A 24,699-nucleotide genomic window follows, 5' to 3' on the forward strand; every position below is an offset into this window, starting at 1 on the left:
AAAACGGATTCTTCGCGGCTACCGTCTGAGCGGCGAGACGCAAACCCGACAGTAGGTGAACGTCGGCTCCCGTTCGTTCGGCGCGCCGCAGTGTGGACAGGCCGTCGTCTCGCCGTCGACCTCGAGGTCGGCGTCGAGTGAGTCGGCGCCGTCGTGGTGAGCGCGGGCCCGATCCAATCGCGGCGCCGACTGCAGGCCGGCGTGCTCGCCGTCGGTGACGGACGCGGGAAGGCTGGTCTCGCTGTCACGGCGCACGTACGCGTAGTAGAGCACCAGGTGGAGTAAGGCGAACAACAGCACGTACCCGACGAGCCAGACCCAGAGGCTCATTGGTGTGCTATACGTTCTCAACCTACTTGGTTATTGCCCGAAATATCGCTGCTCGTGACAATCACGACCTCGAAAGAACGCGCGCCGTCAGTTCGTTCAGCGTCCGGGTGGCGTCAGGTCGCGCTGGAACTCGTCGAACTGCTCGAGGCCGTCGTCCAGGTCGTACTCGATCTCGCGTTCGGCCTGTCGGTTCTCGCCGGCGTCCTCGAGCGGGGTCGCGACGTCCTCCCAGCCGGGTTTGATCTTGATGCTCTTCGCAGGCATGCCGACGGTGATGTGGTGGGCCGGCACGTCGTTCTGGACGATAGCGCGGGCGCCGACGATGGCGTTCTCGCCGACTCTGTTCCCCGCGCGAACCATCGAGTCGTAGGTAAGACGGACGTCGTCTTCGATAGTGGTGTGGAAGTTTCGGACCTCGGTCTGATCGACGACGTCGTGGTCGTGGCTGTAGAGGTGCGCGCCGTCGGAGATGGAGACCCGGTCGCCGATCGTGAGCTTACCGCGGTCGTCGAGGTGAACGTTGTCGTGGATGACCGTGTTGTCGCCGACCGTGATGTTGTGGCCGTACGTGAACGTGATCCCCTTGAAGAAGCGGCAGTTCTCACCACAGTCCTCGAAGAGGTGATCGGCGAGCATCCGTCTGAACCGGAGGGCGAACTCGACGTTGTCAGCGAGTGGCAGACTGTCGAACTGTCGCCAGAGCCACTGGAGGTGCTTCGAGCGCTTGAACTTCTCTTCGTCCTTCTCGGCGTAATACTCGCTCTCGAGCGTCGTGTTACAGGGGTCGTAACTCTGGAGCCTGACGAGTTCGGCCGGCGAGACGTCGCCACCGGCTTGCCAGCGCTCGTAGGCGTCCCGGTCCCCCGAGAGGTCGATGAGCACGTCCTCGACGACCGAGCAGGTGCTCTCGTCGCTCGAAAGACGCTCGTCGACGGCCGTCACGAACTCCCGCATCCCCGCCTCCGCCTCGTCCGGCAGCGAGACGTACCGCTTGGTCATGTGGCGGTGTACTGTGGCGAAGGTCATAGACGTTCGGTTCTCGATTTTCGCTCCCTCTCGAGAGCGTTCGGTATCAGAGTAGCCCGACGCTACCGGTCGGTGCAGAGCCGGAGTTTCGCCGATAGTGATTCCCCACGCTCGAGAACGGGTTCTCCCGCTCGCGAATCAGTTTCTATCAGCCTCGACCATCGGGACGCTCTTCGACGAAGGCGTACTCGATGATTATCTGAACGGTCCTCGAACGCGGCGAGAAGACGGAAAGCGGCTGTCGTGTCGTGATTCGGTGCCAGCGGACCGATCAGAGCGACGTTCCGGCGACGAGCGGACGCGAGGGCGTAGTGAAGTCGGTGTCGACGATTCCGTCCTCGAGGTGGTCGTCGGCGTACATGACGCCCTTCTCGCCGACAGTGACCAACCCGGACGCCTCGAGGGCGGGCAAGTGCTGGTGGGTGAGGGTAGTCCGTACGTCCGCTTCATCGGCACCGACCTCGACGGCGACTTCCGACGCGAGGACGGCGACGGAGAGTGGCTCGGACGCGTCATCGAGCACCGCGAGGGCGGCTCGCCGCCGCTCGTTCGCGAGCGCCTCGAAGACGGCGTCCCAGTTCGTGTCGTTGCGCTCGGTCGTCTTTCGGATGGTCGCCCCGTCGAGGACGAGGTCGTCGGGCAGCGAGACGGCGCCCGCCTCGCGGTCCCATGCGAGCAACCCGGCGTCCTCGAGCAGGGGCAACTCGACGTGAACGAGCGCCGTTCGGCGCTCCTCGTACTCGTCCGTGGTAATCGACGCAACCGGCTTCCCACGCTCCTCGGCAGCGAGTTCACGGGCGACCTCGTCGACCGAGAGCCGGTCGATTCCACCCTCGCGCCGTTCGCCGACGAACGCCAGAATACGCCGTCGCCGTCGGCTGGTAATGGCGTTAAACGTCGAATCAATCGACAGATTACGTGCCGCAGAGTCCGTCTGGCTCATACAACCGCTGCTTACTACCATAGTCGGTTAAGCCTCGTTCCAAAACAGATAGGTGGTCGATCAACGGTCGTGAAATGAATGCCAGCGATACTGTTCAGCACCCGAACTGGACGCCATCGTCCTCGGGCCCGAACGATCGTCGGCCATCCCCCGTCGTGTCGGCGGGTTCGGGACGAACGAGCGACGTTCCGTACACCCTAAGTCCCCTCGCTCCCAAGCCCGAGATATGCAGTATCAGACGCTCGGAACCGCCGATGTCGAGGTCAGCGAAGTCGGCTTCGGCGCTTGGGTCGTCGGGACCGACTGGTGGGGCGACCGCTCGGAAGCCGACGCGATCGAGATGATCGACCACGCCCTCGACCGGGGGATCACCTACTTCGACACGGGCGACGTCTACGGCCACGGGCGAAGCGAGGAACTCGTCGGGGAGGCCCTCGCGGACGTGCGCGAGGACGTCACGATCGCCACCAAGGTCGGCTACGACTTCTACAACAACCCGCAGGCGGGCCACGGCGAGTTGCCCAAAGCGATGGACCCCGACTACCTCCGGGAAGCCGTCGAGCAGAGCCTCGAGCGACTCGACACCGATTACCTGGACGTTCTCCAGTTGCACAACGCGAACGTCGACGAGCTCACCCCGGATGTCCTCGAACTTCTCGACGAACTCGAGGAAGAGGGCCTGATTCGCGCCCGCGGCCTCGCGCTGGGCCCCTCTATCGGCTGGCTGGCCGAGGGTGACCTCGCCATCGAAGAGGAGTTCGACTCCCTGCAGCTGGTCTGGAACGTCTTAGAGCAGGAGGTCGGCAACCACTTCCTCGAGACCATCGAGCGCACCGGTTCCTCGACGAGCCTGATTCCCCGGGTGCCCCACTCCTCGGGCATCCTGAACGAACAGGTCACGCCCGAGACAGAACTCGACGCGGGCGACCACCGCGGCTTCCGCCCCGACGCCTGGTACGAGACGGGCTGGGAGAAACTCGAGACCCTGCGTTTCCTGGAGCGCGACGGCGAGCGGACGATGGGCCAGGCCGCGATCGCCTGGCTCCTGAGCCACGAGTCGGTCGCCAGCGTCACGCCGACGTTCCGCACCGCCGCCGACATCGACGAGTGGGCGGCCGCCAGCGACGTGCCGAAATTGAGCGACGAGGAACTGGCTCGAGTCGCCAATCTCTACGAGAACGATTTCGACATCGACCGCGAGGACGGCATGGACTCGCTCCGGTCGTCGGTCGACGGCGAGGACATTCGCTCGGCGGGCCTGGACAAACTGGCCGCCGACTGATCGCGTCGCCGCGCTGAGAAGGTGGCGCTCAGGGTCGATTCGCGCTGACGAGTGCGACGGTAGTGCTCGAGACCGATCCGTGCTGTCGGGGCCGATTCGTTCTCGAGCGTCGGCAGCCCTGATCTGACGAAACTCCTTCGACTGCGGACTGAACACGAATACGAACATTCTCGTCGGTCGGCCCGAGAGTGACGGCCATGTCGTCCCCCGAAACCTCTTCCCCGGACGGGCCGGACGGAACGGAACACGCGGTCGAACCGGCCGAACCAGCCCCCTCGAGCGAACCGAACGCGCCGGACACCCGACCGGCCACGATGAACGGCCTCCTCGGCGGCCTCGTCGCCGTCTTCGCCTCCTTTCTTACGTTCTCGGTGCTCCTCGGCGGCATCGTCGCCGGCTACCTCGAGGGGGCCGACCAGGAGGAGGGGATCATCGCGGGTCTGTACGCGGGTTTCGTCTACGCCGCGCTGATCGTCTTGCCGCTCGTGCTCGGACTGGGGCCAGTCGTCGGCGTCGGCGACCTGGTCGGCGGGCTCGAGTTCGTCGACGGGGGTCTGATCCTCTTCATGGTGTTCTACAGCACGTTCGCCGGCGGGTTCGGCGGCTGGGTCGGCGCGTACCTGAACGCGGAGTTCGGCGACGTGTTCGGACGTCTCTAGCGCGAAGCGGTTCGCTGATCGCTCGTCACGGGCCTCACTCACGCCACTTCTTCTCGAGAGCCGTGTTCGACTTCGATTTCGCCTCCGAATCACGGAGCGATATCCTGTATTCCGAGCGGAGACGACTCTCACGTTCCCACATTGCTACCGCCGTGAGAGAAAGAGCGTTCTACTCCTCCAATCCCTCCGTCGCGCCGCGATCACCCTCTCCGCGGCGACTCGAGTTCGATGTCCGCAGCCTCGAGCAGGTCGGCGACCTCCTCGCGTTTCTCCTGGTGATCCTGCAGAAACTCCTTCATGAGGTGAGCGGCCTGCTCCTTGCAGTCGCCACAGAGGCGCTCGCCGCCGACGCACTCGTCGTAGACCCGTTTCGCGAACTCGTCGTCGTCGCCGGCGAGCAGGTAGGCGTAGAGTTCGTAGACGGGACACTCGTCGGCTTTCCCTCCCAATTCGCGCTGGAGTTCGGCCGTCTCGCGCCCGCCCGTGGTCGCCGCCTTCACCTTGTCGTAGCCGTTCTCGGGGTCGTCGAGCAGCGAGATGTGGCTGGCCGGAATCGAGGAGGACATCTTCCCGCCCGTGAGCCCGGTCATGAACCGGTGGTAGATCGACGACGGTGGCTGGAAGCCGTAGCCGTCGTGAGCGAGTTCGATTGTGCGGGCGATCTCGGCGGCCTCCTCGTGATCCAGGTCGAAGGCGTCGACGTGTTCGTCGAAGACCCGCTTCTCGCCCTCGACGGTGTCGATCAGCGCTTCGAAGGCCTCCTCGGTCGCCCGGCGATTCAGGAACCGTGTTCGGGGACGGAGGGGTTCCATACCAGCGTTCTCGAGTTTCGAGATGGCGCGCTCGAGGGCGTCGTCCGTGACGGTCCCGAGATCGAGTTCCGGGACGACCTCGCTGTCGGCGGACGAGAGCCACTCGGCGGCCTCCACACACCGCGGCTGGTCGGGGTCGTCCGCGTACGACTCCCGGGTGTCGTAGGCAGCGCCGATGACCGCGAGTTCGTCCTTCGTCGCCTCGAAGCTCGCGTAGGCCGTCGTCACGCCGAAGTAGCGCATCCGGGAGGCGAGGTCACGAGCCAGCCTGACGTGGGGGTCCTGGTCGGGGCCGACGGGGATCACGGTGGGTTTTGGCCCCTCGAGCTGGGGATAGAGGATGTCGGCCATCTGCGTGACGACCGACTGCATGTGCGAGACGTCGGTCTCGCCGTTGAAGCCGTAGATTGCACCCAGTTCCGAGAAGTTGGCCTCGATGCCCAGTTCGAACGCGAGGTCCTGCACCTCGCGCTCGGTCGACTGGCGGTAGACGGTTCCGTCCTCGAGATCGAACCCGAGCGCCAGCAGCGAGAGCAGGTAGTCCCGGGCGTGTTCGTCGATTTCGTCCCAGGTGAGCCCGCGCGCGGCGTGGGCCTCGAGGTCGGCGATCAGCGCGTAGGCGTCCCCGCCCTGTTCCTGGTGCCAGATGATCTCGTCGAAGACGAGTTTGTGTCCGATGTGAGGGTCGCCGGTCGGCATGAACCCCGAGAGGACGGCGAAGGGGTCGCCCTCGCGCATGGCCTCGAGCACCGGCCGGTAGTCGCGGTGACCGAAGATGACGCCCCGGCGCATCAGGTAGTGAGGGTGGGGCAGGTCCGCGAGGAGTTCGTCGAACTCCTCGATGCCGAACTCCTCGAACAGTTTGCGGTAGTCGGAGACGCTCGAGGAACCCCAGGGGTCGAGGGCGACCTCGTCGGCGCCAGCGGCCCCTCCGTCGGTCAGTGGTTCCTCGGCGTCCTCGGCGTCCTCGGCCTCCTCGATGGTATCCGTACCCGTACCGGTCATTGTCCCGGATTCGCCGCCCAGCGCGCAAAAACCTTCGCTTCCGCACCGTCTCGACTCGAACACCGGCGGTCCCCGATCAGGACGGTTCGTCCAGTTCGTCCACATCGCCCGCCGACGACCCTGTCCGAAACTCCAGGCGAAACCCACTCTCGGCGTGCTGGCTCGTGCCCGCCTCGACCGTCCAGCCGTGAGCGTCCGCGATTCGGCGGACGATCGACAGGCCGAGCCCCGTCCCGTTCTGAGTGCCCGAGTGACCGTACTCGAAGAGCACCTCGAGGTCGTCCTCGCCGACGTCGACGCCGATGCCATCGTCTTCGACGTAAAAGCCGCCGCCGGGGAGCGATCCGAGCCGTACCGTCACGCCCTCGCCGCCGTGGGTGACGGCGTTGCCGAAGACGTTCTCGAACAGTTCTCGAAGTGCTCCCGGGGTCGCCTCGACCGGTTCCAGGCCGGCTGCCGACTCGAGTTCGAGGGTAGCCTGCCCGGTGTCGACGGTCTCCCAGGCACGCCCGGCGACGACGCCGACGGACACCCACTCGAGGTCGTCCTCGTCGACGTCCGAACGGACGAGCGTCAGGACGTCGTCGATCAGGTCGTCCATCCGCTCGAGCGATTCGGCAATCGGTTCGAGGTGGTCGCTCGAACAGTCGTCGGCGAGGAGGTCGAGGTGACCCGTCGCGACGGTCAGCGGATTCCGCAGGTCGTGGGAGACGATGGCGGCGAAGGCCCCGAGTCGATCGTTGGCGCGCTCGAGGTCGTACTCGCGCTCGGTTCGCCGAAACGCCGCGGCGGCGTGTTCCGCCAGAAATTCGACGAACTGGCAGTCGTCGACGGAGATCGTTCCTGACTCCGGCGTGACGCCGCTCATCACGCCGTAGGAACCGAGCGGAACGATCATGCTGGCGGTCATCGGGTGGTCCGGGTCGCCGAGAATGTCGCTCTCGTCGATCAACCGAAAGCTGGCGTTCTCGACGTCGGCCAGCGGGTCGTCTTCGGTTTCGGCGAACACGATCGTTCGACCCTCCCAAAAGACTACGCCGGCCATCGAATTTTCGAACGGGAGGTGTTCCGGGACCGCGCCGTGGCCCTTCCGTTCGTCCGTCGTGGCCACGAGGTCGAACTGGCCCGTCCCACCGTTGGCGGCGAAGACGGCCGTCAGTGGCTGCTCGAGAACGGTACTCGCCGTCTCGACGGTCGTTTCGGCGATTTCGTCGGCCGTCGACGCTCGAAAGAGTCTCGGTGTCGCCGACTGCAGGGCGCGCAAAATCCGCATCTGACGGTGTCGGTCGACCCGTTCTCTGACGTAGTCGACCAGCGTCTCGGTCGCGTCCACCGCAACGGCGGCAGGCTGGTAGGACCCGTCCTCGAGCCACGCCTCCGCGTCGCCGTCGACACAGCGGACGACCGAACACGTCGTCGCTTGCGCTCGAACTCGCTCGAGCAGTTCGCGCCGAAGTCCTTCGTCGCCGGCCACGTCTCCGACGACGAGGCAACCGACGGTTCCCGACTCGAGGCGGTCGAGCGCGGACGAGAGCCGACGCTCGTGCGCGACCGACGTGGATAGTCGGGACTCGAGCGTCGTCGCGACTGCCTCGAGACCGTCGCCGACGACGAGAACGCTCGGTTGGCGTCCCCCATCCACTGTCATACGCTCACGTGGCCTCGAGGCGGCAAATACGTTGGCGTGGAATCGACCGCTGAAACGGGTCTCGAAACCGAATTCGAATCCGGTTCGGTCAGGGGGTCAGCCGCTCGAGCGACCGCCACTCGATGTCGGCCTCGGCGTCAGCGTCGGCGTCGCCGTCGCCTCCCGGACCGGCTTCGCCGACCAGCGCGAACACCATCGTCTTCCGGACGCCGTGGGCCAGCCGTACGTCGAGCGAGAGGTCTCGCGGCTCGAAGACGTGCTCTGCCGGCAGCACCCGGACCAGGAGTTCCGAGTGGCCGAGGTCGTCGACCGACTCGACGTTCGCGTAGGTCCGGAAGTCCGCACCGAACTTGTAGCCCGTCTTGGGAACGACGCCGGCCTTGCGGAGCGTGGTGTAGACGGCCAGTCGCCGGTCGAATCGTTCGCCCTCGACGTCACGACCGCGCTCGAGCACCGCCGCCGGGTCGAGGTCGATCGCGCCCGCCGCCGCGAGGTGGGCAGCCTCGAGCAACGAACACTGCAGGGTCGGTCGGTCGTACTCCCGGCCCTCGAGCGGCTGGCCGTAGAACGTCCGCTCGTACAGCTCGTGTGGGGGATTCCAGATGACGACCCGATCGGCGAGCAGATCGGCTTCCACCCTCTGGGGAAGGGCCGTCTCGCTCGTTCCCGAAATCTCGGGCCGGCCGACGTCGAAGTAGGTAATCTCGCTCTCCTCGTCGACGACGGCGAGGGCGCCGCTTTCGAGGTCGTTCGCGGCCACGTCGGTTCGCTCGCCGACCACGCTCAGCGCGTACTCGATTTCCCCGTCTCTCGGCCCTTTCCCGCGGGGGAAGACGGCGAACTCGGCTCGGGGCGGATCCGTTACCCATGGTTCGCGAGCGGGGGCGAGGTAGAACCCGCGCGAACGGAGGTCGGCGTAGACGAGGAACCGAACGCCGAAGTCGGGTTCCGGTCCCGGTTCGCGGGCGAGGAACGACCGGAACGACAGTCGCTCGTCGCCGTCGCCGACGGCAGCCAGGTCGCCCCGATACAGCAGGTGGGCGGCCTCGACCGGTGCGAGGGCGATCTCGTTGCCCTCGAGCGGGTAGCCGTAGCCGCGCGAGTCGTGAAACCGCTGGCGGGCGTCGTTGCCGACGCGGACGACGTCGCCATCGAACCGTCCCTCGAGTTCCATACCCGGAGGTGTCGGGCGGGCCACAAAGCCCCTGCGGATCCCGTCGTCGGTGCTGGTGGGTCACGTCGCCGAGCGGGCTCGTCTGGGCGGCGAATCGTCAGTGGTCGGCCGTCACCGACCCTCCTTCGGTTGCCGCCTCGGACTCGAGCGCCCCCGCTCGAGCGCGGTCGCAGGTCGCGTCCAGGCAGCGGGTGCCGGTCGTGGTGTCGAACGTGGGGAGGCCGCAGGCACACTCGCCGTCGACGACGCCCGTCGGGATGACGAACCCAGTGTCGCAGTCGGGATAGTGTTCACAGCCGGCGATCAGGCCGCCCCGTCGGAGGATCAGCAGGTCACCCTCGCAGTTCGGACAGTCCCACTCGCGGTCGAACGCCTCGCGGACGGCGTCGTCGAGCGACTCACAGCCACGGTCGAGGCAGACGTGGAACGCGAGGCCGCGCTCGACGCGCATGCGAGGGAGGCCACAGTCACAGCGGTCGTCGCGGAGGGTCGCATCCCGCGGGATGGCGTAGCGGTCGCCACAGCCGACGCAGTGGATGCCGTTCGAGAGGACGAGGACGCCGGTGCAGTCGTCGCCTGGACACTCGCCCACGGGGGTGCCGGCGCTCGAGGCCGGATAGGTGGCGAAGCCGTCCTCGACGTGGGCGGCGACCCGGAGCGTCTGGGTGTCCTTCTTCGCGACGAGGGTGAACCCGTCCTCGCGGTCGCTCGAGACGCTGTCGGCGCGGGTGAGCCAGGCGACGGGCTGGTAGCCGTCGACGTCGTGGACGAGGACGGTGTTGTCCGGCTTGACGATGGTCGTGACGCGGCCGCGGTACTCCTCGCGGTCGGTTCCGTCGGTGATCACGGTGCAGTCACCGGCGAGGACGCGAATGCTGTCGTCGGGCATGGGTGGTCTGGCCGCGCGATGGTATATAAACTCTCGAGCCGGTGTGTCCCAGTCCTGGCGACTCTCCTCGACGCTCAGCGGACGGATTGTCTCGATTCGCGTTCACGTTCTCGTTCACGTCCATGTCCCGTGTTCACGTTCGTCTTCGCGTTCGATGTGACCGAGACGAGACTTTTTGACCCCGGTCGTGATACCGGTTGGTATGGGGGAGACGTACGAGGCGGACTGGCTCCACCTCGCCGACGGGGAGGCCGTCGTCTGGGAGAGCCGGCCGCATCCGATCGACATGGGGTGGAAACTGCCGATGGGCCTCGGCTTGATGCTCTTCGGAATCATCGTCCTCGGCCTGGCAGCCGGGACCGAGTACGGCCTCGCGAGGGCGATCGGTCTGGCCGTCGGGGCCATCGGCCTCGTCGTCGTCACCGCGACGTACCTCCGCTGGACGAGCACGCGCTACGTCCTCACCACGAGCCAACTGTACCGGAAACGTGGCATCCTCTCCCGGGACGTCACCCAGTTTCGTCTCGACCGCGTCCAGAACACGACCCTCGAGCAGGGCGTCCTCGAGCGATTGCTCGGGTACGGGCAGTTGACTGTCTACACGGCGGGCTCGGCCGACCCCGAACTCACGTTCACGCACGTACCGAACCCCGAGCGGGCGGCCGGCCGGTTGAGCGCCGAACTCGAGGGCGATTCGGGTATCCAGCCGACGTGAGCGGGATTCGGTACGAGACGCCTCGCACCCCCGTCGCTGGCCGGGACAGAAACGCCTTTCACCGGGCACACCCCCTGTCCGAGTGATGGAGGTCGCCGAGGTTCTGCCCGACTTTGCCGACGCGTTCGCGTTCGAGGCGTTCAACGAGATGCAACGCGAGGCCCTGCCCGCGTTACTCGAGCGTGAGGAGAACGTGGTCGCGAGCGCGCCGACGGCATCGGGGAAGACGGCCCTGGCCGAACTCGCGATCTGTAACGCACTGGCCGATGGGGGAACCGCCCTCTTTATCGCCCCGCTACGGGCGCTGACCAACGAGAAGGAGGCCGACTGGGATCGCTTCGAGTCCATGGACTACTCGGTGTACGTCGTCACCGGCGAACGCGACCTGAATCCGCGCCGGGCGAAGCACGCGGACATCCTCGTGATGACGCCCGAGAAGCTCGATTCCGCGACTCGAAAACACGACTCGCCGCGATACGACTTCGTGACGGACGTCGACGTCTGCGTGATCGACGAGGTCCACCTGCTCGACGCCGACCGGCGCGGCTCGGTCCTCGAGGTGACCGTCTCGCGGCTGCGTCGGCTCTGTGACCCACGCGTCGTCGCGCTCTCGGCGACGATGCCGAACGTCGACGACGTGGCGGCCTGGCTCGACGCCCCGCCGGTGTGCACGTTCGAGTTCGGCGACGAGTACCGCCCGGTCGACCTCAACGCGGGCGTCAAGACCTACACCCACGGCGAGAACTCCTTCGCCGACAAGTACCGTCGCCTCTACCGGGCGCTCGACCTCGCCGAACCTCACCTCCGGGAGGACGGCCAGGCGCTGGTGTTCGTCGCCTCCCGCCAGGACACCGTCCAGGCGGCGAAGAAGGCCAGAGACGAGATTGGCGAGCGCGACGTGCCGATGGGGGCTCGCGGCGACTACGACTTTCATACTGAGACGAAGCGCCTCGAGAACGACACCCTGCGAAACTCGGCGCTCGACGGCGTGGGCTTTCATCACGCGGGCCTCTCGAAGAACGACAAGGACCTGATCGAGGCGTGGTTCAAGGAGGGCAAGATCGAACTGCTGTTCTCGACGTCGACGCTCGCCTGGGGGGTCAACCTCCCCGCCCGCTGCGTCGTCATCCGCGATACGAAGTACCACGACCCGCTCGAGGGCGAGGTGGACATGAGTCCGCTCGACATTCTCCAGATGCTCGGGCGCGCGGGCCGACCCGGCTACGACGACGTCGGCTACGGCTGGGTCGTCTGCGACGGCGCCGAGGCGGACGACTACCGCCGCCTCCTTCGGGAGGGGAAAGAGATCGAGTCCCGGCTGGCCGACAGCCTCCAGACCCACCTCAACGCCGAGATCGCGATGGGAACCATCGCCGACCTCGAGGACGTAATGGATTGGCTCGAGACCACCTTCTACTACGTTCGCGGCCAGTCGCGCCCGGAGTCCTACGACTTCCAGAACCTCCGACGGCGCGTTCGAGACTGCCTCGAGGAACTGGTCGAGCAGGGCTTCGTCGAGACCGGCGAGGACCTCTCGGTCGAGTCGACGCCCCGGGGCGTGCTCGCCTCCACGTACTACCTGCGCCTCGAGACGGCCGTCGGTTTTGCAGCGCTGTGTGACCGGGCCGTGGGCGCCGGGGGAGACGACTCCACCACCGCATCGGTGCCGGGAACGACCCTTGAGGCCGACGACGTCCTCGAGGCCGTCGCCACGGCTGGCGAGTTCGACTCCGTCTCTGCCCGCCAGTCCGAGCGCGATGCGATCAACGCTGCGCTCGTCGGCCAGGACACTGGCGACCTCGACGCCGGTCAGCGAAAGGTGCTCGCTATCCTGCGAAGCGCCGCCGACAACGGCAACACCCCGCAGGACCTCCGGAGCGACGCCTGGGTGATTCGACAGAACGCGCTTCGCCTGCTCGCCGCCCTTCGCGCGTTCCTCGACCGGTTCGCGACGCCCCACGACGCCAACCTCGCTCGGCGACTTGAGGCCCGGATAGAGAACGGCGTCGCCGACGACGCGGTCGGCCTGACGGCCATCGACGGCGTCGCCGCCGGTCGGGCGAGCAAACTTTCGACGGAGGGACTCTCGACGCCGGGCGACGTCGTCGCGGCCGGCGTCTCGGGACTCGAGGACGCGGGGCTGGGCGAGAGCATCGCCGAGCGCATCTACGAGGGCGCACAGACGCTCCCCGCGGTCGAACTCGAGTGGGGAGACTTTCCCGAGACCATCAGTGCCGGCGAGAACGCCGTCCAGGAGGTCCGCATTCGAAACGTGGGCGAACCGGCCAGGGCCGGGGTTCGCGTGACGGTCAACGGCGTCGAGATGACCAGCACCAGCACGTACCTCCGCGATTCGGAGACCGTCCCCGTCGGCGTCTTCGGTGCGAACGCGGACGAACTCGAGTACACCGTCAGCGTCGCGTTCCCCGAAGAGCCGCTACGCCCGCTCGAGGAGCGGCGGACGGTCGAGGTTCGTCGATAGCGTCGGCCTCGAGACAGTCCGCGACGGTTTTTGAGGCTCGAACGGTGCTTCTCACGTAGATCGTTCGAACGAACGTGCGTAGGATGTTCTCCGGTAGACGTCGATACGAGCCATCACCGTCGAAACATCTATATTAGCACATGCTAATATTAGGGATAGCTAAAATGACTGCGCACCACCCGGCGAACGAATCCACTCGGTCGAATCGAGACGCGGACTGCTGTTCCGCGGCCGAACACGCCCTGAGCGAACGGGAACTGGCCGCCGACGTCCGAACGCTGTCGGCCGTCGGGAGCGACACCCGGTACGAGGCACTACGTCTCATCGCCGACCGCGACGAAGACATCTGCGTCTGCGAACTGGAACCTGCCCTCGGCGTGAGCCAGGGCGCGGTCAGCCAGGCCCTATCGCGGCTGTACGCCGCCGGCCTCGTGACGCGACGCAAGGAGGGCCGATGGCGGTACTACGGCGCCACGCCGCGGGCAGACAGGCTGCTCGAGGTGCTCGACAAAACCCGGAGGCTCGAGGATGAGTGACGACGCACTCTCGACGGAATCCGGCTCGAGCGAGACCGGGATCACTGCCGCCGAGCAGCGCGAAGCGGTACGAGAGCGGTACGCCGAAATCGCCACCGATTCGGCGTCCTGCTGTGACGACGAAGCGTCCTGCGGGAGCGGAACGACGGATGGTGAACTCGATGATCGATCGCGCTCGATGGGCTACGCCGAGGAAGCCCACGAGAGCGTCGCCGCGGGCGCGAATCTGGGACTCGGCTGCGGGAATCCGACTGCAATCGCGAGCCTGGACGCTGGGGACGCCGTCCTCGACCTCGGTTCCGGGGCCGGCTTCGACTGTTTCCTCGCCGCCCGGGAAGTCGGGCCGGACGGCCGCGTTATTGGCGTCGACATGACGCCGGAGATGGTCGAGAAGGCTCGCGAGAACGCGCGAGAAAACGACGCGTCGAACGTGGAATTTCGCCTCGGCGAAATCGAGCACCTTCCGGTCGTCGACGGATCGATCGACGTGATCATTTCGAACTGCGTCGTGAACCTCTCGCCGGACAAACTGCAGGTGTTCGCCGACGCGTTTCGCGCGCTTCGACCGGGCGGGCGCCTCGCCATCTCCGACGTGGTGCTCACCGCTCAACTGCCGGACCCGGTACGAGCGGGCCCGTCGTCGGTCGCCGCCTGCGTCGCCGGCGCGTCGTCGATCCCCGAGCTCGAGTCGATGCTTGTCGAGGCCGGGTTCGAGGACGTCTCCGTCGAGCCGAAGGCGGACAGCGGGTCGTTCATCCGCGAGTGGGACGACGACCGCGATCTGAGCGAGTACGTCGTCTCCGTGACCATCGAGGCGCGAAAACCGGTCCGGTGAGTCATCGGCCACCGAATCGACACGACGAAATCGGAAACGAAGGCAACGGCGCCCTATGACTCCTCCTCGAGCCGATCGTGTCGCTCGTCGATCTCGTCCAGGATGTCGAGGGTCTTGCGGATCGAAGCGCGAATCGCGTCGCTGCGGTTGACGAACTTCCCGTCGTCGCCGACGTGTTCGTCGAGGTCCTCGAGGAGTTCCTGGGGGATCTCGACGCTGATCTTTGGCATGGTCGCTCCTTCGAAGGCGGAGTTCTTAAGCGATTTGACGGGTGCTTCGGCCAGGGGACAAAACTGAGACGCGCTATCCGGTTTCGTGCTCGACGGGTTCGGGCGCCGATGTCGACCCCCCGCCGCCGAAGAATCGTCCGCCGCCGGTGAGCACGTAGAGGACGGCCAGTCCCAGCATGTAGGTCACTGCGAGCGGGATCGCCATCAGGAACATGGTCAGTATCCCTTTCGGACTCGCGAACGCGGCGACGGTGAAGATGCCGACGACGACCGGTCGCCAGCGCCGGAGCATCGTCCGATAGCTGACGATACCGCCGACGTGGAACAGCGCCATCGTGACGATGATGTTGAACAGGAAGCCGATGCCAACGGTGGTGTAGATCACGAGCCAGAAGAAGCTCTTGATCCGGTAAGAGACCTCCATATTGTTGGCGAGCGCGTCCGCGACCAGGTAGGAGATCACGGAGGGGGCGATCCAGAAGAACCCGAGGTAGGTCCCGGCGGCGAACCCGAGCGCGATCGTCCCGCCCCAGACGAGGAACACGCGTCGGTCGCCCCGAACCAGGCCGCGCTCCCTGGCTGGGGGCCAGGCGTAGTAGAGCAAGAGGGGAAGCACGGCCACGAAGCCCGCGATGACGCTCACCTTCACGGCGAAGATCAGCACCTCGACAGGGTGGATCGCGACCACGAGGTCGGTCTGCTCGAGGAACGTCTGCAGATCCATTCCGCTCGGATCGACGTCGTTCTCGACGGCGACCTCCTCGAGGACGGACTCGGGCATTCGGCTCAGGAACAGTTCCAGGACGTCGCCAACGCCGCCCTGGTAGAGCCAGAAGAACGTCCCGGCCATGACGAGCATGAACAGGCCGACCAGCCGGAACATCTTCGAGGTCAGGCTGTTGAGGATGAACGCGAAGTCGTAGGCGTAGCCACCGATGTCCTCCTCGGTCGTCTCGTCTTCGGTGAACGGATCGAGCATCCCGGCGGCCGTGCTCGAAAAAAGACTGCCGCTGTCGTCGGCGTCGCCTGCGTCGCCGCTTTCGCCTCCGGCCGATTCGCCGGGTGCCGTCGCCGACTCGCTGGTGTCGGCGTTCGCACCGTCGGCGTCAGCGGCCGCATTCAGCGAATCGTACCGATCGAGGATCGCCTGCGCCTTCGCCTTGTCGTCGTCGTACATCGCCTCGCGGGCCTCCTCCATGGCCTCTTCCTCGGTCATCTTGAGGAAGACCTGCGGCGGCGCGCGCTCGATGGCCTCGGCGTCGAGCACCTGCAGGTCGATCTCGGAGGGGTCTGTCGCGGTCCGGAGCGCGGACTCACGCGGGTAGATCGGCCGCTGCAGGACCACGATGGTGTAGCCGATCAGCGCGACGAGTGCGACGCCGAGGCCGACGATCAGTCCCGCGGCGATCGTTCCCGTGAGGCCGTGTTCGGCCGGCAGGGTTTCGAGGATCGAGCCGCCGCCGGGTCGAATCCAGGCGGGGAGGGCGGGGTAGACCTCCTCCTTGAGATAGTCGAACGCGCCGTAGCTGATGGCGAGACTCGAGAGGCCAGCGATCGTGAGAATGCCGAGGCCGAACTGGAGGACCCGGCGTTTGACGAGGCCGGTTCCGCTCTCGAGTTCGGCTTCACCCTTCCGGCGGACGTTGGCGACGAGTTTCGCGAGGCCGAGGCTGAACACGTAGAGGATGACCATCGGTGCCGCCCACATGACGAGGGTGAACGGGTCTGGCGGCGAGAAGAGCGCGCCGAAGACCGTGATGGCGACGATGGCGTGGCGCCACTTGTCCCGGAAGGTTTCGTAGGGGACGATTTCAGTGTACGAGAGGGCGCTCATGAACAGCGGAAGCTGGGCGGCCAGGCCGAACGACACCGTGAGGAGGGCGATGAATTCAGTGAACTCGGTAATCCCGAAACTGGGGTTGACGCCCATCGCGACGGCGTTCCCGGCGAGGAAGCCGAACGCGTAGGGGAAGAAGACCGCGTAGGCGTAGATCAGTCCGACGACGAAGAGGACGAGCGAGAGGAGGACGAAGGTGGCGAGGGAGGCCGCCGAAATCGGGACGACGCTCTCGATGCCGCGTTCTCGAAGTTTGTCGCGTGAGAAATACAGTAGCGCCGGAATCGCAACGATGACGCCGACGATCATGCCGATTTTCGCCTGGAGCAGTATCACCTCGAACGGCGTCCGCGTGATGACCGTCGCCTGATCGGCGACGTTTGGCGCCATTTCGGCTTTCGCCGTCGCCTTGAGGAAGTCCCAGATGTACAGTCGGAGCACGTAGAACGATCCGATGAAGCCGATCACGAAGATGATAAAGACCTTCTGGAGGTTCGCCTGGGCACTCGAGAGCATCGCCCCGAGCGTGTCCCGTCCGGCATTTATCGTCCGGACGGTGTCCTCGTCGATAGCGCTCATTCGGTGTTCCACGGTAGCTTATATGCAGTTATCAACTTTTCGAGTCAACGCTCGTGATGGACGTCCGTTTTCGGTCTCCCGGAGGCTGTTTCGGGTCGATGCCTTCGAACGAATTCGTCCCCTTGAGGTCGATGCCGTGGGCCAGGCCGGTCGGGACGATGGCGAACCGAAGGGTCGTTTTAGCGCCCGATTGTGTCACCTTCCTCGACTCTCAATCCCGTGGCGTAAGAAAAAGGCCTATAACCGGGCGCCTATCTATATCCCGATAGATGTCGGACGAGTCGGATGCTGGGTCGGACACCGATGAGGCCGAGGAGCCACGGGACTCGAGCGCCGAGGCCGCTACCGATTCCCGATCCGAAAACGACGCCGCCACGGACGCGAGTGACCGCGATGGGGACGCGAACGACGGTGAGGACACCACCGCCGATGGCACCGATGGTGACGATACCTCTGGCGAGCCCGACGAACCCTCGAGTGAGGACACTGATGCGTTGAGCGACGACACTGATGCGTCGAGCGACCACGACCCCGATACTCCGGACGCGGCCGACGAATCGACTGGACTCACGGCTCACGGAGGAACGGATGACCACGACGCGCCCAGCGGGTTCGAAGACGTTCCGCTCGACGAACGCCCAGAACTCGGCCCGACGGGGTGGAGCCGTTCGAACGACGAGGATTCGAGTACCGGTGGCGATGTCAAGACCGCGTACGAAACCAAAACCGACACCGAATTCGAATTTGGCCCCAGTCTCGAATCGTCCGAAGAGGGAGACGAGATGTCTGAGAACGATGTCGACGATGCCAAAGTCGAAGATGACCCCGAAGTTGAAGACGAAGACGACCCCGCCGGCGTCGGCACCAATCCCGACCTTAGCCACCTCGAGGAACCCGCCCCCGAACCGCCGGGCGAGACTGACACCGACGCGACCGCCAGCCCAGAAGCGAAGACCGACGGCCACGGCCACCACGACGGGGCGCGAGACCGTCAGGAACCGAGCTATCCGGACCCCGACGACGACATCGGCGGCATCTCGACCCCGCCGGACGACGAGGAGATGCCTCTGGCCGACCACATCGAGGAGATGGTTCTCCGGCTGGCCGTCGTCTTCCTCGTCGGCGCAGCCGCGACGTCCATCGCCCTGCTGTGGTCCTCACAGGCCATCGGACTCATCTGGGAGAACGTCTTCCCCGGACCGGCCGCCGAGGTGCCGCCGCCGCACGTCTACGCCCCGCTCGAACTCTGGCTGACCCGGATCAAAGTCGCCGCGCTGGCGGGGATCATGGCCGCGATTCCGATGCTCGTCTACCAGGGCTACCTGTTCATGCGCCCGGGGCTGTACCCCAACGAGCGCAAGTACTACCTCGCGGCGGTGCCGACGAGCGTCGTCCTCGCCGGGATCGGGATGTTCGTCTCGTTCATTGTCGTGTTGCCGATCCTGTTCGAGTACTTCACGTTCTACTCGGAAGGGAGCGCGGACATCGCGTATGCCCTCGGCGAGACGTTCGGCCTCATAATCACGCTGACGGGTTTCCTCGCAATCGTCTTCCAGATCCCGCTGCTCGTCATCCTCGCGGTCCTGATGGGCGTGACGACCCGTCGATGGCTGGCCGACAAACGGCTGTACTTCTGGGCGGCGTTCGCCGGCCTTTCGTTCATGTTCACCATCGACCCGACGCTGATGGCGCCAATCATCGTCGCGATCATCATGATCATCCTCTTCGAGGGGACGTTGCTCCTGCTCAAGTGGACCGGGCGGGAGTGATCAGAATCAGGATCGGGTTCCAGACACCGCTTTTCGCTCGAATCAAGCCGCCTCGAGTCCGGCATACGCCCGAAGCGTCTCGACGCTGATCTGGCCGAACTCCGCTCGTCGGTGACACGGCAGACAGAGCGAGACGACGTTCTCGAGGACGTGGGCATCGGCCCGATCGACTTCGTCAGCTCCGGCGAACGCTCGCACCGGAATCAGGTGGTGAACGTCCGGGTTGCGACCGAGCTCGTCCTTCGTCGTTCCGCAATGGACGCACTGGTAGCCGTCGCGCTCAAGGGCCTGTCGTCTAACGGCTCCCCACCCTTTCCCGTAGGGGCCGGTATCCCCACCCTTCCAGTTGGGGGTGGCCCTCGCCGGTGAACGATTCCGAGAGCCAGCGCCGTCGGCAGTCTTCGCCACAGACGACGACGTCGCCGACCGCGCTCGGGTACCGGTCGATCGAGTCAGTGCAGACGGTGCACTCGGTGGTGACTTTGCCGCCTTGCCACTGTCCGTTTGCATCCCCCTCGAGTGCTGGGCGCTCACGCCATTGTTCGGTTTTAAAACACTGGGGACAGTACAAACCTGGCTTGTCGGATGGATAGTACTCGAACGTAGACTCGCACAGCTCGCATTTCGTTTGGTCCTTTCCTCCTTTCCAGTTTGGGTTGTCGGATCCGGCGAAGGAAACGGATGCGTCGAGACACTCGTCTGAACAGTACTTCTTCTGATGGTCGGAGTAAAATCGGGATTCACAGCGATCACAGGTTCGATTTGGAAGCCGTTCGCCGTGTACGGAACTGTGGTGAACGCCGAGTCCACGTCTCGTTTCGAATCGCTTGCCACACGTCGGACAGTCACGCATCGCTCACTCTGGCCCTGCTTTTCTATATAATCTTGCGGATAGCACCAGTCGTGACTGCCGATAAACTATCAAAAATTTGATGGAGTCCGGGTGCGAAAATTGAATCCGCCTCTCAGCCTCCACAAGGCTGAAGGATAACCACTACCCCAACCCGGACACGCTTGCAAGCGCTTCTAGCCCGGTCAACTTCAAATACGTTACGACTCTCGAGACGCCGTGGGAGTCGGTAGCGCGTTTTGGAGTCCAGCGATTCGTCGGTCGAGATTCTACTATAGGATATATAGTAATGGCTCGAGATTCTCCTCTCCTCGCCGCGAACTATCCGAGTCGCTTTTGCCTGTGCCGTGAGTACCCTCACCAACGCGTGGCCATCACCGACAAGATCTACGTCAAGAACCACCGCCAGCTCAGCTCCCAGCTCGAGACGAACATCCCGAAGGGGGCGTTCAAGGGGGCGACGCTCGACGTGCTCTTCCAGGGCCGGGGCCTCGAGAAGCTCGACGACGCCACCCGCGAGCGGGTGCTCGACTTCGCGACGGACTTTCTGGACTGTGACTGCGACAATAATCCCTACTGCGGGTGTCCCGAGCGAAAGTTCGTTCGCTACCTGCTCGAGTTGCGCGCCCAGGGACTCGGTCCGGACGCCATCGTGGACGTGATGAGCGACGACTACATGGTCTACGCCTACTCCGGAGACATCCTCTCGTTTCTCGACAGCGGTGTTCGCACGCTCGAGGCCGCCGAGGGGCTGGCTCGAGTCGAAGGGGACGACGACGCCAGGGAAGAGATTCGACGCGTGAAGAACGAACTGTCGCGGTAACTGCGCAGTTCCGCTCGCTGGCTTCGACGCTCGTCCGACGAGTTACCGAACCGTCGGCGAGTCGCCCGAGTCGTCGAGGTCGTCCAGCAACAACACCTCGTCTTCCTCGTCCTCGAGGCGGTCGCGCAGGTCGGTGACGTAGGACTTGTGCTCTTCGAGCTGTTCGCGCAGGTGCTCGGCCTCGAGTTCGAGTCGTTCGTGCTCGCGAACGAAACTCTTTGGCACCTCGACGGTGGGCGGGAACGACGGTTCGCCCTCGCTTCGGGCCTCGAGTTCGTCCTCGGGGATGACGGCCACCTGCCCGTCGTGGTCGACCAGGAGGTCGACGTAGTCCCGGAAGACGGCGGACAACGAGATGTCGCGCTCCTCGGCGATCTCCTGGAGGGCCGCGAAGGCATCCTCGTTCACCCGGAACGAGATGGTCTTGTTCTTGTTGCCCATGTCGGTATCGATGAGCTATCGTCGCGCGAGGCACTTAACCGTTTGTCAGACGACTGGTCACGGCACGTCATCGCCGCCTCCAGTCCGCTTCGTCGGCGATGGGGTGACGATTCCGCCATAGGCTCTCGCTCGAGACGCTGTCAGCGGACCGATCTTCGTCCACAAAAAGGGAATACGACAGGGTGGTGCGACTTCGATTTCGCGTCAGGCCGAGGCCTCGAGGTCCTCGAGACTCTCCAGGGCCTGGATGACGTCGCGGCGGTAGTTCTCGACGGGCGAGTCGTACTGCTCGCGGGCCATCTGGGCGTACTCGTTGGTGGGCACGGTGGATCCACTTTCGGGCGCCTCTTGCTCGGTTTCCCACGCCTGGAACGCCTCGACGCGGTCGAGAGTCCGCTCGGCGGTCTCGACGACCCAGCGGTCGCGGGTCGCCTCGTCGACGACCGCGATGGACTCGGGCCGGACGGAGACGTTCACGGTGCCGTCGTCGGTCTCGTAGGTGCGCGGCTTGCCAACGATGGCCACGTACGCCGGCGGCTCCGTGTCCCGGAGGACTGCGGCGGCCTCGGGCTGGTACTGGCCGGCGTAGACGAAGAACGTTCCCGTGGGATCGACGACGCGCCCGCGCCAGTACTCGCTCTCGTCGCCCACGTCCTCGGTTTCGGTGAGCGTGCCGACGAAGAACACGCGGTTGGCGCGGTCGCCAGTCGGCAGCAGGGCGTAGTTCGGAGCGCGCTCGTCGTCGGACTCCTTGAACGCGTACGTCGAGTCGTTGAATTCGGAGGCGAAGACGCGCTTTGCGACCTCGCGGGTGAGTTGTGTCTGAGACATTTACATCGACCTCGCTTTGATCAGCAGTTCCTCGGCGTCGACCGGCCCGTCGAGTTCCTCGACCTCGTCGGCCAGGACGTAGCGGCCGAAGGTCGGCCCCTCGATGCGGTAGTAGGTGCCGACGATCCGATCCCGGATCTCGTCGGCCACGACGGTCGTATCGAGGGCGTCCATCGCCATGTCCTTGGCCTCCTCGAGGCTGATCCCCGTCAGCCCCTCGGTGGCCTCGGCGTCGAAGATGACCTCGTGGGCGTCGAGGCCGTCGTCGACGACTCCCTTGATGCGGAGGTCGAAGTCACCCTCGACCTCGCCGTGGTCTGGACAGCGCCCGTTCTGGAGGACGTAGGTGCAGTCCTCCTCGGGGCAGCGCTTGATGAGGCCGCTGCCGCTCTGCATGTCGACGAGGGCGCCCTCGATTTCGCTGGTGTCGTCGCCGACCTCGATATCTTCCTCGAGTTCCTCGATGACCGTCGTCGAGTTGAGTTTGACCGAGTACCGGCCCTGGTACTCGTCGGTGACGACGTTACGAAGGTCGTAGACGCCGCCCTCTTCGAGGCTCGGGAGGTCGGATTTAGCCCACTTGGTGAACTTGATGGTGCCCGTCGGGTCGCCCAGGAGGCCGACCTGTGCGACGGAGTCGCTGCGGGGCTCCCAGAGTTCGATGACCTTGGCGGTGAGGTCGATCCACTCTTCGGGTTCGTCGACGTCCTCGATCTGGGCGCGCTCGCTGCCGCCGCTCGAGATGTCCTCGCGCTCGAGGCCGGCCTCGTCGAGGTAGTGCGTCGTCACGGATCGGCGAGCCTCGTCCATCGGGACTTTGTACTCGTCGACCAGCGTGGTGAGTCGCTTCTCGACGTCCTCGACCTCGAGGTCGATGTGGTCTGAAAACTGCGCGTGTATGTCTTCTGCGTGTTGGCGTACGTCGCTCATCGGATCACGCCTCCTCTTGTGTATCCATGGGAGGCATACCGGTGTTCGCGCCCGATCGTATTTAAACTGCCGCTACCGGAGTGAAAGTGGTCCTCGACAGTGCTTGATGCGTCGCGTCGACCGTCTTCGTTCCTTCTCCGGTCGAGAAGGAGATTCGAGCAGCTGCTCTGGCCAACAGTATATGTGTCCGGCCCACGAACGCAACCCACAATGGCAGATCGGCGTCGACTCGAGCGGTTTCTGCGCTCGAAACTCGAGCAGGCGGGAACCCAGTACGCGGAGGTTCGCCGGTCGGCAGACGGTCAGCTCGAGGAGGCCCGGGAGGCCTACCGCGTGGCGCGAAACGCGCGGAGCCTGCCGACGGACGACGCGGGGCGGGCAAAGATCGTCTGCCGCCGATTTGCGGAGAAGCGAGCCGCGAAACTGGACGAGGAGTTCCGACCGGCGTGTTACGAGGCGGACCACCCCGACTGCGAGGGCTGCGTTGAGGACGTTCACGAGGGGCGTATCGAGACGTGGTGATCGTCGCTCTCTGCTGATTGCGAGGAGACGCTCTTCACTCGCCCTTGAGCCGCCCATACACCCACTCGCCCAGCCGCGGGAACGCGAGGGCGGCGAGGGCGCTCGAGCCGATGGCCACGACGAGCGAGATAGGCGGAAACCCGACCGCGTCCCCGACGGCGGGACTCCCGAACGCAATCGCACCGAGCACGAGGTTGTAGTAGGCGACTCGGAGCACGACGAGCCACGGCGTGAGCGAGAGCCAGCCCCGAACGTCGGTTCCGAGTGGCCGGACCCAGCCGCCACGAATCCCGGCGGCGACCGCCGTCATCGTCAGCCAGGCGACGAGCATCGCACTCGAGACGCTGTAGATGCGCGGGTCGGGCGAGAGGAAGGCCAGGGTGATCGCCGGCAGTCCCAGCACGGCGAGTTCCGCGAAGACGGTGGTCACGTCGTGGAGGTAGCGCCGGACCGGCGGCTTCTCGGCTCGAGCCAGGGTTCCGTGGCCGTACCAGGTGCGGCGCTCGCTCGAGTAGGCAGGGCGGGTGGCCCGTCCGGGCGCCCGGTTCGGCTCCGATGGTCGATCGCTCGACGCCCGGTCGCGATCCGACGTCCGGCCCCGTCCGGGCTCTGACTCGCGCGTCATCGCTGGCGGCTACCACTTCGAGACACAAATGCTGGGAGGGGCGTCCGCACGAACTGCGACTGGCGTTTACGAGTCGCCTCCCGTGAGGCGCTCTAACTCCGCAACAGCCCGCCGTCGATGGCCACCTCGACCCCGGTGACGAAACTCGCGTGCGGACTCGAGAGGAATGCCACGACCTCCCCTAACTCCTCGGGATCGCCGATTCGTCCCATCGGGATGTCGTTGGCCATCGCCTTGAGCCCCAACTCGTAGTCCTCGTAGGTGCCGTTCTCGACGCGAGCCTCGATCAGTTCCTCGATGCGGGGCGTTTCGATGGTGCCGGGGAGGACGGCGTTGGCGCGAATTTCGGGCGCGAACTCCCGGGAGACGGTCTTGACGAGGCCGATGACCGCCCGGCGGACCGCGTTCGAGAGCAGGAGGCCGTCGGCGACCTCCTGGACGGTCCGGGAGGTGACGCAGACGATCGATCCCTCGTCGGACTCGAGCAGGTGCGGGTGGGCCTCCTCGATCGTCCAGACGACGCTCATCACGAGCAGGTCGTAGGCCTGGTACCACTCGCGCTCGCTCGTCTCGAGGAAGGTCGTGCTCGGTGGGCCGCCCGCGGAGGTGACCAGGTGGTCGATGCCGCCGAAGGCCTCCGCAGTGGTCGCGACCAGGTCCGAGACCTGGTCGGGGTCGGTGAGGTCGGTCTGCTTCGCGAGCACCTCGCCGTCTCCCTGCGCATCGACGTGCTCGCGAGCCGTCTCGAGTCGGTCCGCGTCGCGCCCGCAGATGGCGACGTCCGCGCCCTGTCGGGCGAGCACCGCCGCGCTCGCCAGGCCGAGGCCGCTCGAGGATGCCGTTACCAGTGCCGCGTTGCCGTCGACGTCGAGGTCCATGGGTCGACTACGCTCGCCGAGGACAAATCTCTCGGGGCCGTGGCAACC

General features: G+C 65.5%; 24 protein-coding genes. 9 read left to right on the forward strand and 15 right to left on the reverse strand.

Translation table 11 applies throughout. The features are described 5' to 3' along the window. Positions 1-18: 18 nt before the first annotated feature. The 3 genes from ACFQS4_RS03015 to ACFQS4_RS03025 all read right to left on the reverse strand — a co-directional run bounded on the left by ACFQS4_RS03015 (position 19) and on the right by ACFQS4_RS03025 (position 2,299). On the reverse strand, positions 19-330 hold the full coding sequence (locus ACFQS4_RS03015) for a DUF7577 domain-containing protein (protein ID WP_497902229.1): 312 nt from the start codon (positions 328-330) through the stop codon (positions 19-21). Positions 331-426: 96 nt separating this feature from the next. After that, positions 427-1,329: an acyltransferase gene (locus ACFQS4_RS03020; RefSeq protein WP_497902230.1), complete on the reverse strand. Its 903-nt coding sequence runs from the start codon at positions 1,327-1,329 to the stop codon at positions 427-429. 298 nt (positions 1,330-1,627) lie between these two features. Beyond that, positions 1,628-2,299, reverse strand: coding sequence for a DUF7344 domain-containing protein (locus tag ACFQS4_RS03025; RefSeq protein ID WP_497902231.1), 672 nt, complete (start codon positions 2,297-2,299; stop codon positions 1,628-1,630). Between the two features lie 226 nt (positions 2,300-2,525). Between ACFQS4_RS03025 and ACFQS4_RS03030 the strand changes: the two genes are divergently transcribed. Both ACFQS4_RS03030 and ACFQS4_RS03035 read left to right on the forward strand, forming a co-directional pair. Then, a complete protein-coding gene (locus ACFQS4_RS03030) occupies positions 2,526-3,581 on the forward strand; it encodes an aldo/keto reductase (protein ID WP_497902232.1) in 1,056 nt (351 codons plus the stop codon). A gap of 197 nt (positions 3,582-3,778) precedes the next feature. Beyond that, positions 3,779-4,240: a DUF5518 domain-containing protein gene (locus ACFQS4_RS03035; protein ID WP_497902233.1), complete on the forward strand. Its 462-nt coding sequence runs from the start codon at positions 3,779-3,781 to the stop codon at positions 4,238-4,240. A gap of 200 nt (positions 4,241-4,440) precedes the next feature. Here the strand turns inward: ACFQS4_RS03035 and ACFQS4_RS03040 are convergent, their stop codons facing one another. The 4 genes from ACFQS4_RS03040 to ACFQS4_RS03055 all read right to left on the reverse strand — a co-directional run bounded on the left by ACFQS4_RS03040 (position 4,441) and on the right by ACFQS4_RS03055 (position 9,768). Further along, entirely contained in the window at positions 4,441-6,057 is a 1,617-nt protein-coding gene (locus ACFQS4_RS03040; protein WP_497902234.1) for a tryptophan--tRNA ligase, read from the reverse strand. 76 nt (positions 6,058-6,133) lie between these two features. Continuing rightward, positions 6,134-7,705, reverse strand: coding sequence for a sensor histidine kinase (locus tag ACFQS4_RS03045; RefSeq protein ID WP_497902235.1), 1,572 nt, complete (start codon positions 7,703-7,705; stop codon positions 6,134-6,136). Positions 7,706-7,793: 88 nt separating this feature from the next. Then, a complete protein-coding gene (gene endA, locus ACFQS4_RS03050; RefSeq protein ID WP_497902236.1) occupies positions 7,794-8,879 on the reverse strand; it encodes a tRNA-intron lyase in 1,086 nt (361 codons plus the stop codon). A 97-nt stretch (positions 8,880-8,976) separates the two neighbouring features. Beyond that, on the reverse strand, positions 8,977-9,768 hold the full coding sequence (locus ACFQS4_RS03055) for a DUF91 domain-containing protein (protein WP_497902237.1): 792 nt from the start codon (positions 9,766-9,768) through the stop codon (positions 8,977-8,979). Between the two features lie 202 nt (positions 9,769-9,970). Between ACFQS4_RS03055 and ACFQS4_RS03060 the strand changes: the two genes are divergently transcribed. The 4 genes from ACFQS4_RS03060 to ACFQS4_RS03075 all read left to right on the forward strand — a co-directional run bounded on the left by ACFQS4_RS03060 (position 9,971) and on the right by ACFQS4_RS03075 (position 14,336). Next, positions 9,971-10,483, forward strand: a complete 513-nt coding sequence (locus ACFQS4_RS03060) for a PH domain-containing protein (RefSeq protein WP_497902238.1) — start codon at positions 9,971-9,973, stop codon at positions 10,481-10,483. 85 nt (positions 10,484-10,568) lie between these two features. Further along, on the forward strand, positions 10,569-12,965 hold the full coding sequence (locus ACFQS4_RS03065) for a DEAD/DEAH box helicase (protein ID WP_497902239.1): 2,397 nt from the start codon (positions 10,569-10,571) through the stop codon (positions 12,963-12,965). Positions 12,966-13,129: 164 nt separating this feature from the next. After that, positions 13,130-13,501: an ArsR/SmtB family transcription factor gene (locus tag ACFQS4_RS03070; RefSeq protein ID WP_497902240.1), complete on the forward strand. Its 372-nt coding sequence runs from the start codon at positions 13,130-13,132 to the stop codon at positions 13,499-13,501. After that, positions 13,494-14,336 carry an arsenite methyltransferase gene (locus ACFQS4_RS03075; RefSeq protein ID WP_497902241.1) on the forward strand — a complete coding sequence of 281 codons (843 nt, stop codon included), beginning with the start codon at positions 13,494-13,496 and terminating at the stop codon, positions 14,334-14,336. Before ACFQS4_RS03070 ends, ACFQS4_RS03075 begins: the two co-directional genes overlap by 8 nt. Positions 14,337-14,389: 53 nt before the next feature. Here ACFQS4_RS03075 and ACFQS4_RS03080 read toward each other — a convergent pair whose 3' ends face one another. Continuing rightward, complete coding sequence (locus ACFQS4_RS03080; protein ID WP_253431802.1) at positions 14,390-14,566, reverse strand: ribbon-helix-helix domain-containing protein; 177 nt, start codon at positions 14,564-14,566, stop codon at positions 14,390-14,392. Between the two features lie 73 nt (positions 14,567-14,639). Continuing rightward, complete coding sequence (locus tag ACFQS4_RS03085) at positions 14,640-16,982, reverse strand: twin-arginine translocase subunit TatC (RefSeq protein ID WP_497902242.1); 2,343 nt, start codon at positions 16,980-16,982, stop codon at positions 14,640-14,642. A 782-nt stretch (positions 16,983-17,764) separates the two neighbouring features. Between ACFQS4_RS03085 and tatC the strand changes: the two genes are divergently transcribed. Next, positions 17,765-18,751 (forward strand): twin-arginine translocase subunit TatC, encoded by a 987-nt coding sequence (gene tatC, locus ACFQS4_RS03090; RefSeq protein ID WP_497903136.1) that lies wholly within the window; start codon positions 17,765-17,767, stop codon positions 18,749-18,751. A 42-nt stretch (positions 18,752-18,793) separates the two neighbouring features. Here the strand turns inward: tatC and ACFQS4_RS03095 are convergent, their stop codons facing one another. Next, positions 18,794-19,159 carry an HNH endonuclease gene (locus ACFQS4_RS03095; protein WP_497902243.1) on the reverse strand — a complete coding sequence of 122 codons (366 nt, stop codon included), beginning with the start codon at positions 19,157-19,159 and terminating at the stop codon, positions 18,794-18,796. Positions 19,160-19,968: 809 nt separating this feature from the next. Here ACFQS4_RS03095 and ACFQS4_RS03100 point away from each other — a divergent pair. Continuing rightward, positions 19,969-20,424: a DUF5814 domain-containing protein gene (locus ACFQS4_RS03100; protein WP_497902244.1), complete on the forward strand. Its 456-nt coding sequence runs from the start codon at positions 19,969-19,971 to the stop codon at positions 20,422-20,424. 42 nt (positions 20,425-20,466) lie between these two features. Here ACFQS4_RS03100 and ACFQS4_RS03105 read toward each other — a convergent pair whose 3' ends face one another. The 3 genes from ACFQS4_RS03105 to ACFQS4_RS03115 form a co-directional block, all read right to left on the reverse strand. Continuing rightward, on the reverse strand, positions 20,467-20,865 hold the full coding sequence (locus ACFQS4_RS03105; RefSeq protein ID WP_497902245.1) for a DUF8146 domain-containing protein: 399 nt from the start codon (positions 20,863-20,865) through the stop codon (positions 20,467-20,469). Between the two features lie 204 nt (positions 20,866-21,069). Next, a complete protein-coding gene (locus tag ACFQS4_RS03110) occupies positions 21,070-21,696 on the reverse strand; it encodes an RPA family protein (RefSeq protein ID WP_497902246.1) in 627 nt (208 codons plus the stop codon). Continuing rightward, positions 21,697-22,626 (reverse strand): replication factor A, encoded by a 930-nt coding sequence (locus tag ACFQS4_RS03115; protein ID WP_497902247.1) that lies wholly within the window; start codon positions 22,624-22,626, stop codon positions 21,697-21,699. It abuts the gene before it with no gap. A gap of 210 nt (positions 22,627-22,836) precedes the next feature. On the opposite strand from ACFQS4_RS03115, the gene ACFQS4_RS03120 reads away from it, so the two are divergent. Further along, positions 22,837-23,148: a DUF7091 family protein gene (locus tag ACFQS4_RS03120; RefSeq protein WP_253431819.1), complete on the forward strand. Its 312-nt coding sequence runs from the start codon at positions 22,837-22,839 to the stop codon at positions 23,146-23,148. A 34-nt stretch (positions 23,149-23,182) separates the two neighbouring features. On the opposite strand, the gene ACFQS4_RS03125 is transcribed toward ACFQS4_RS03120, so the two are convergent. Both ACFQS4_RS03125 and ACFQS4_RS03130 read right to left on the reverse strand, forming a co-directional pair. Continuing rightward, positions 23,183-23,773 (reverse strand): DUF8215 family protein, encoded by a 591-nt coding sequence (locus tag ACFQS4_RS03125; RefSeq protein ID WP_497902248.1) that lies wholly within the window; start codon positions 23,771-23,773, stop codon positions 23,183-23,185. Positions 23,774-23,865: 92 nt separating this feature from the next. Then, positions 23,866-24,651: an SDR family oxidoreductase gene (locus tag ACFQS4_RS03130; protein ID WP_497902249.1), complete on the reverse strand. Its 786-nt coding sequence runs from the start codon at positions 24,649-24,651 to the stop codon at positions 23,866-23,868. Positions 24,652-24,699 lie beyond the last annotated feature (48 nt).

Origin of the sequence: Saliphagus sp. GCM10025317, from assembly GCF_042663665.1 — an archaeon.
Taxonomy (GTDB): domain Archaea; phylum Halobacteriota; class Halobacteria; order Halobacteriales; family Natrialbaceae; genus Natronosalvus.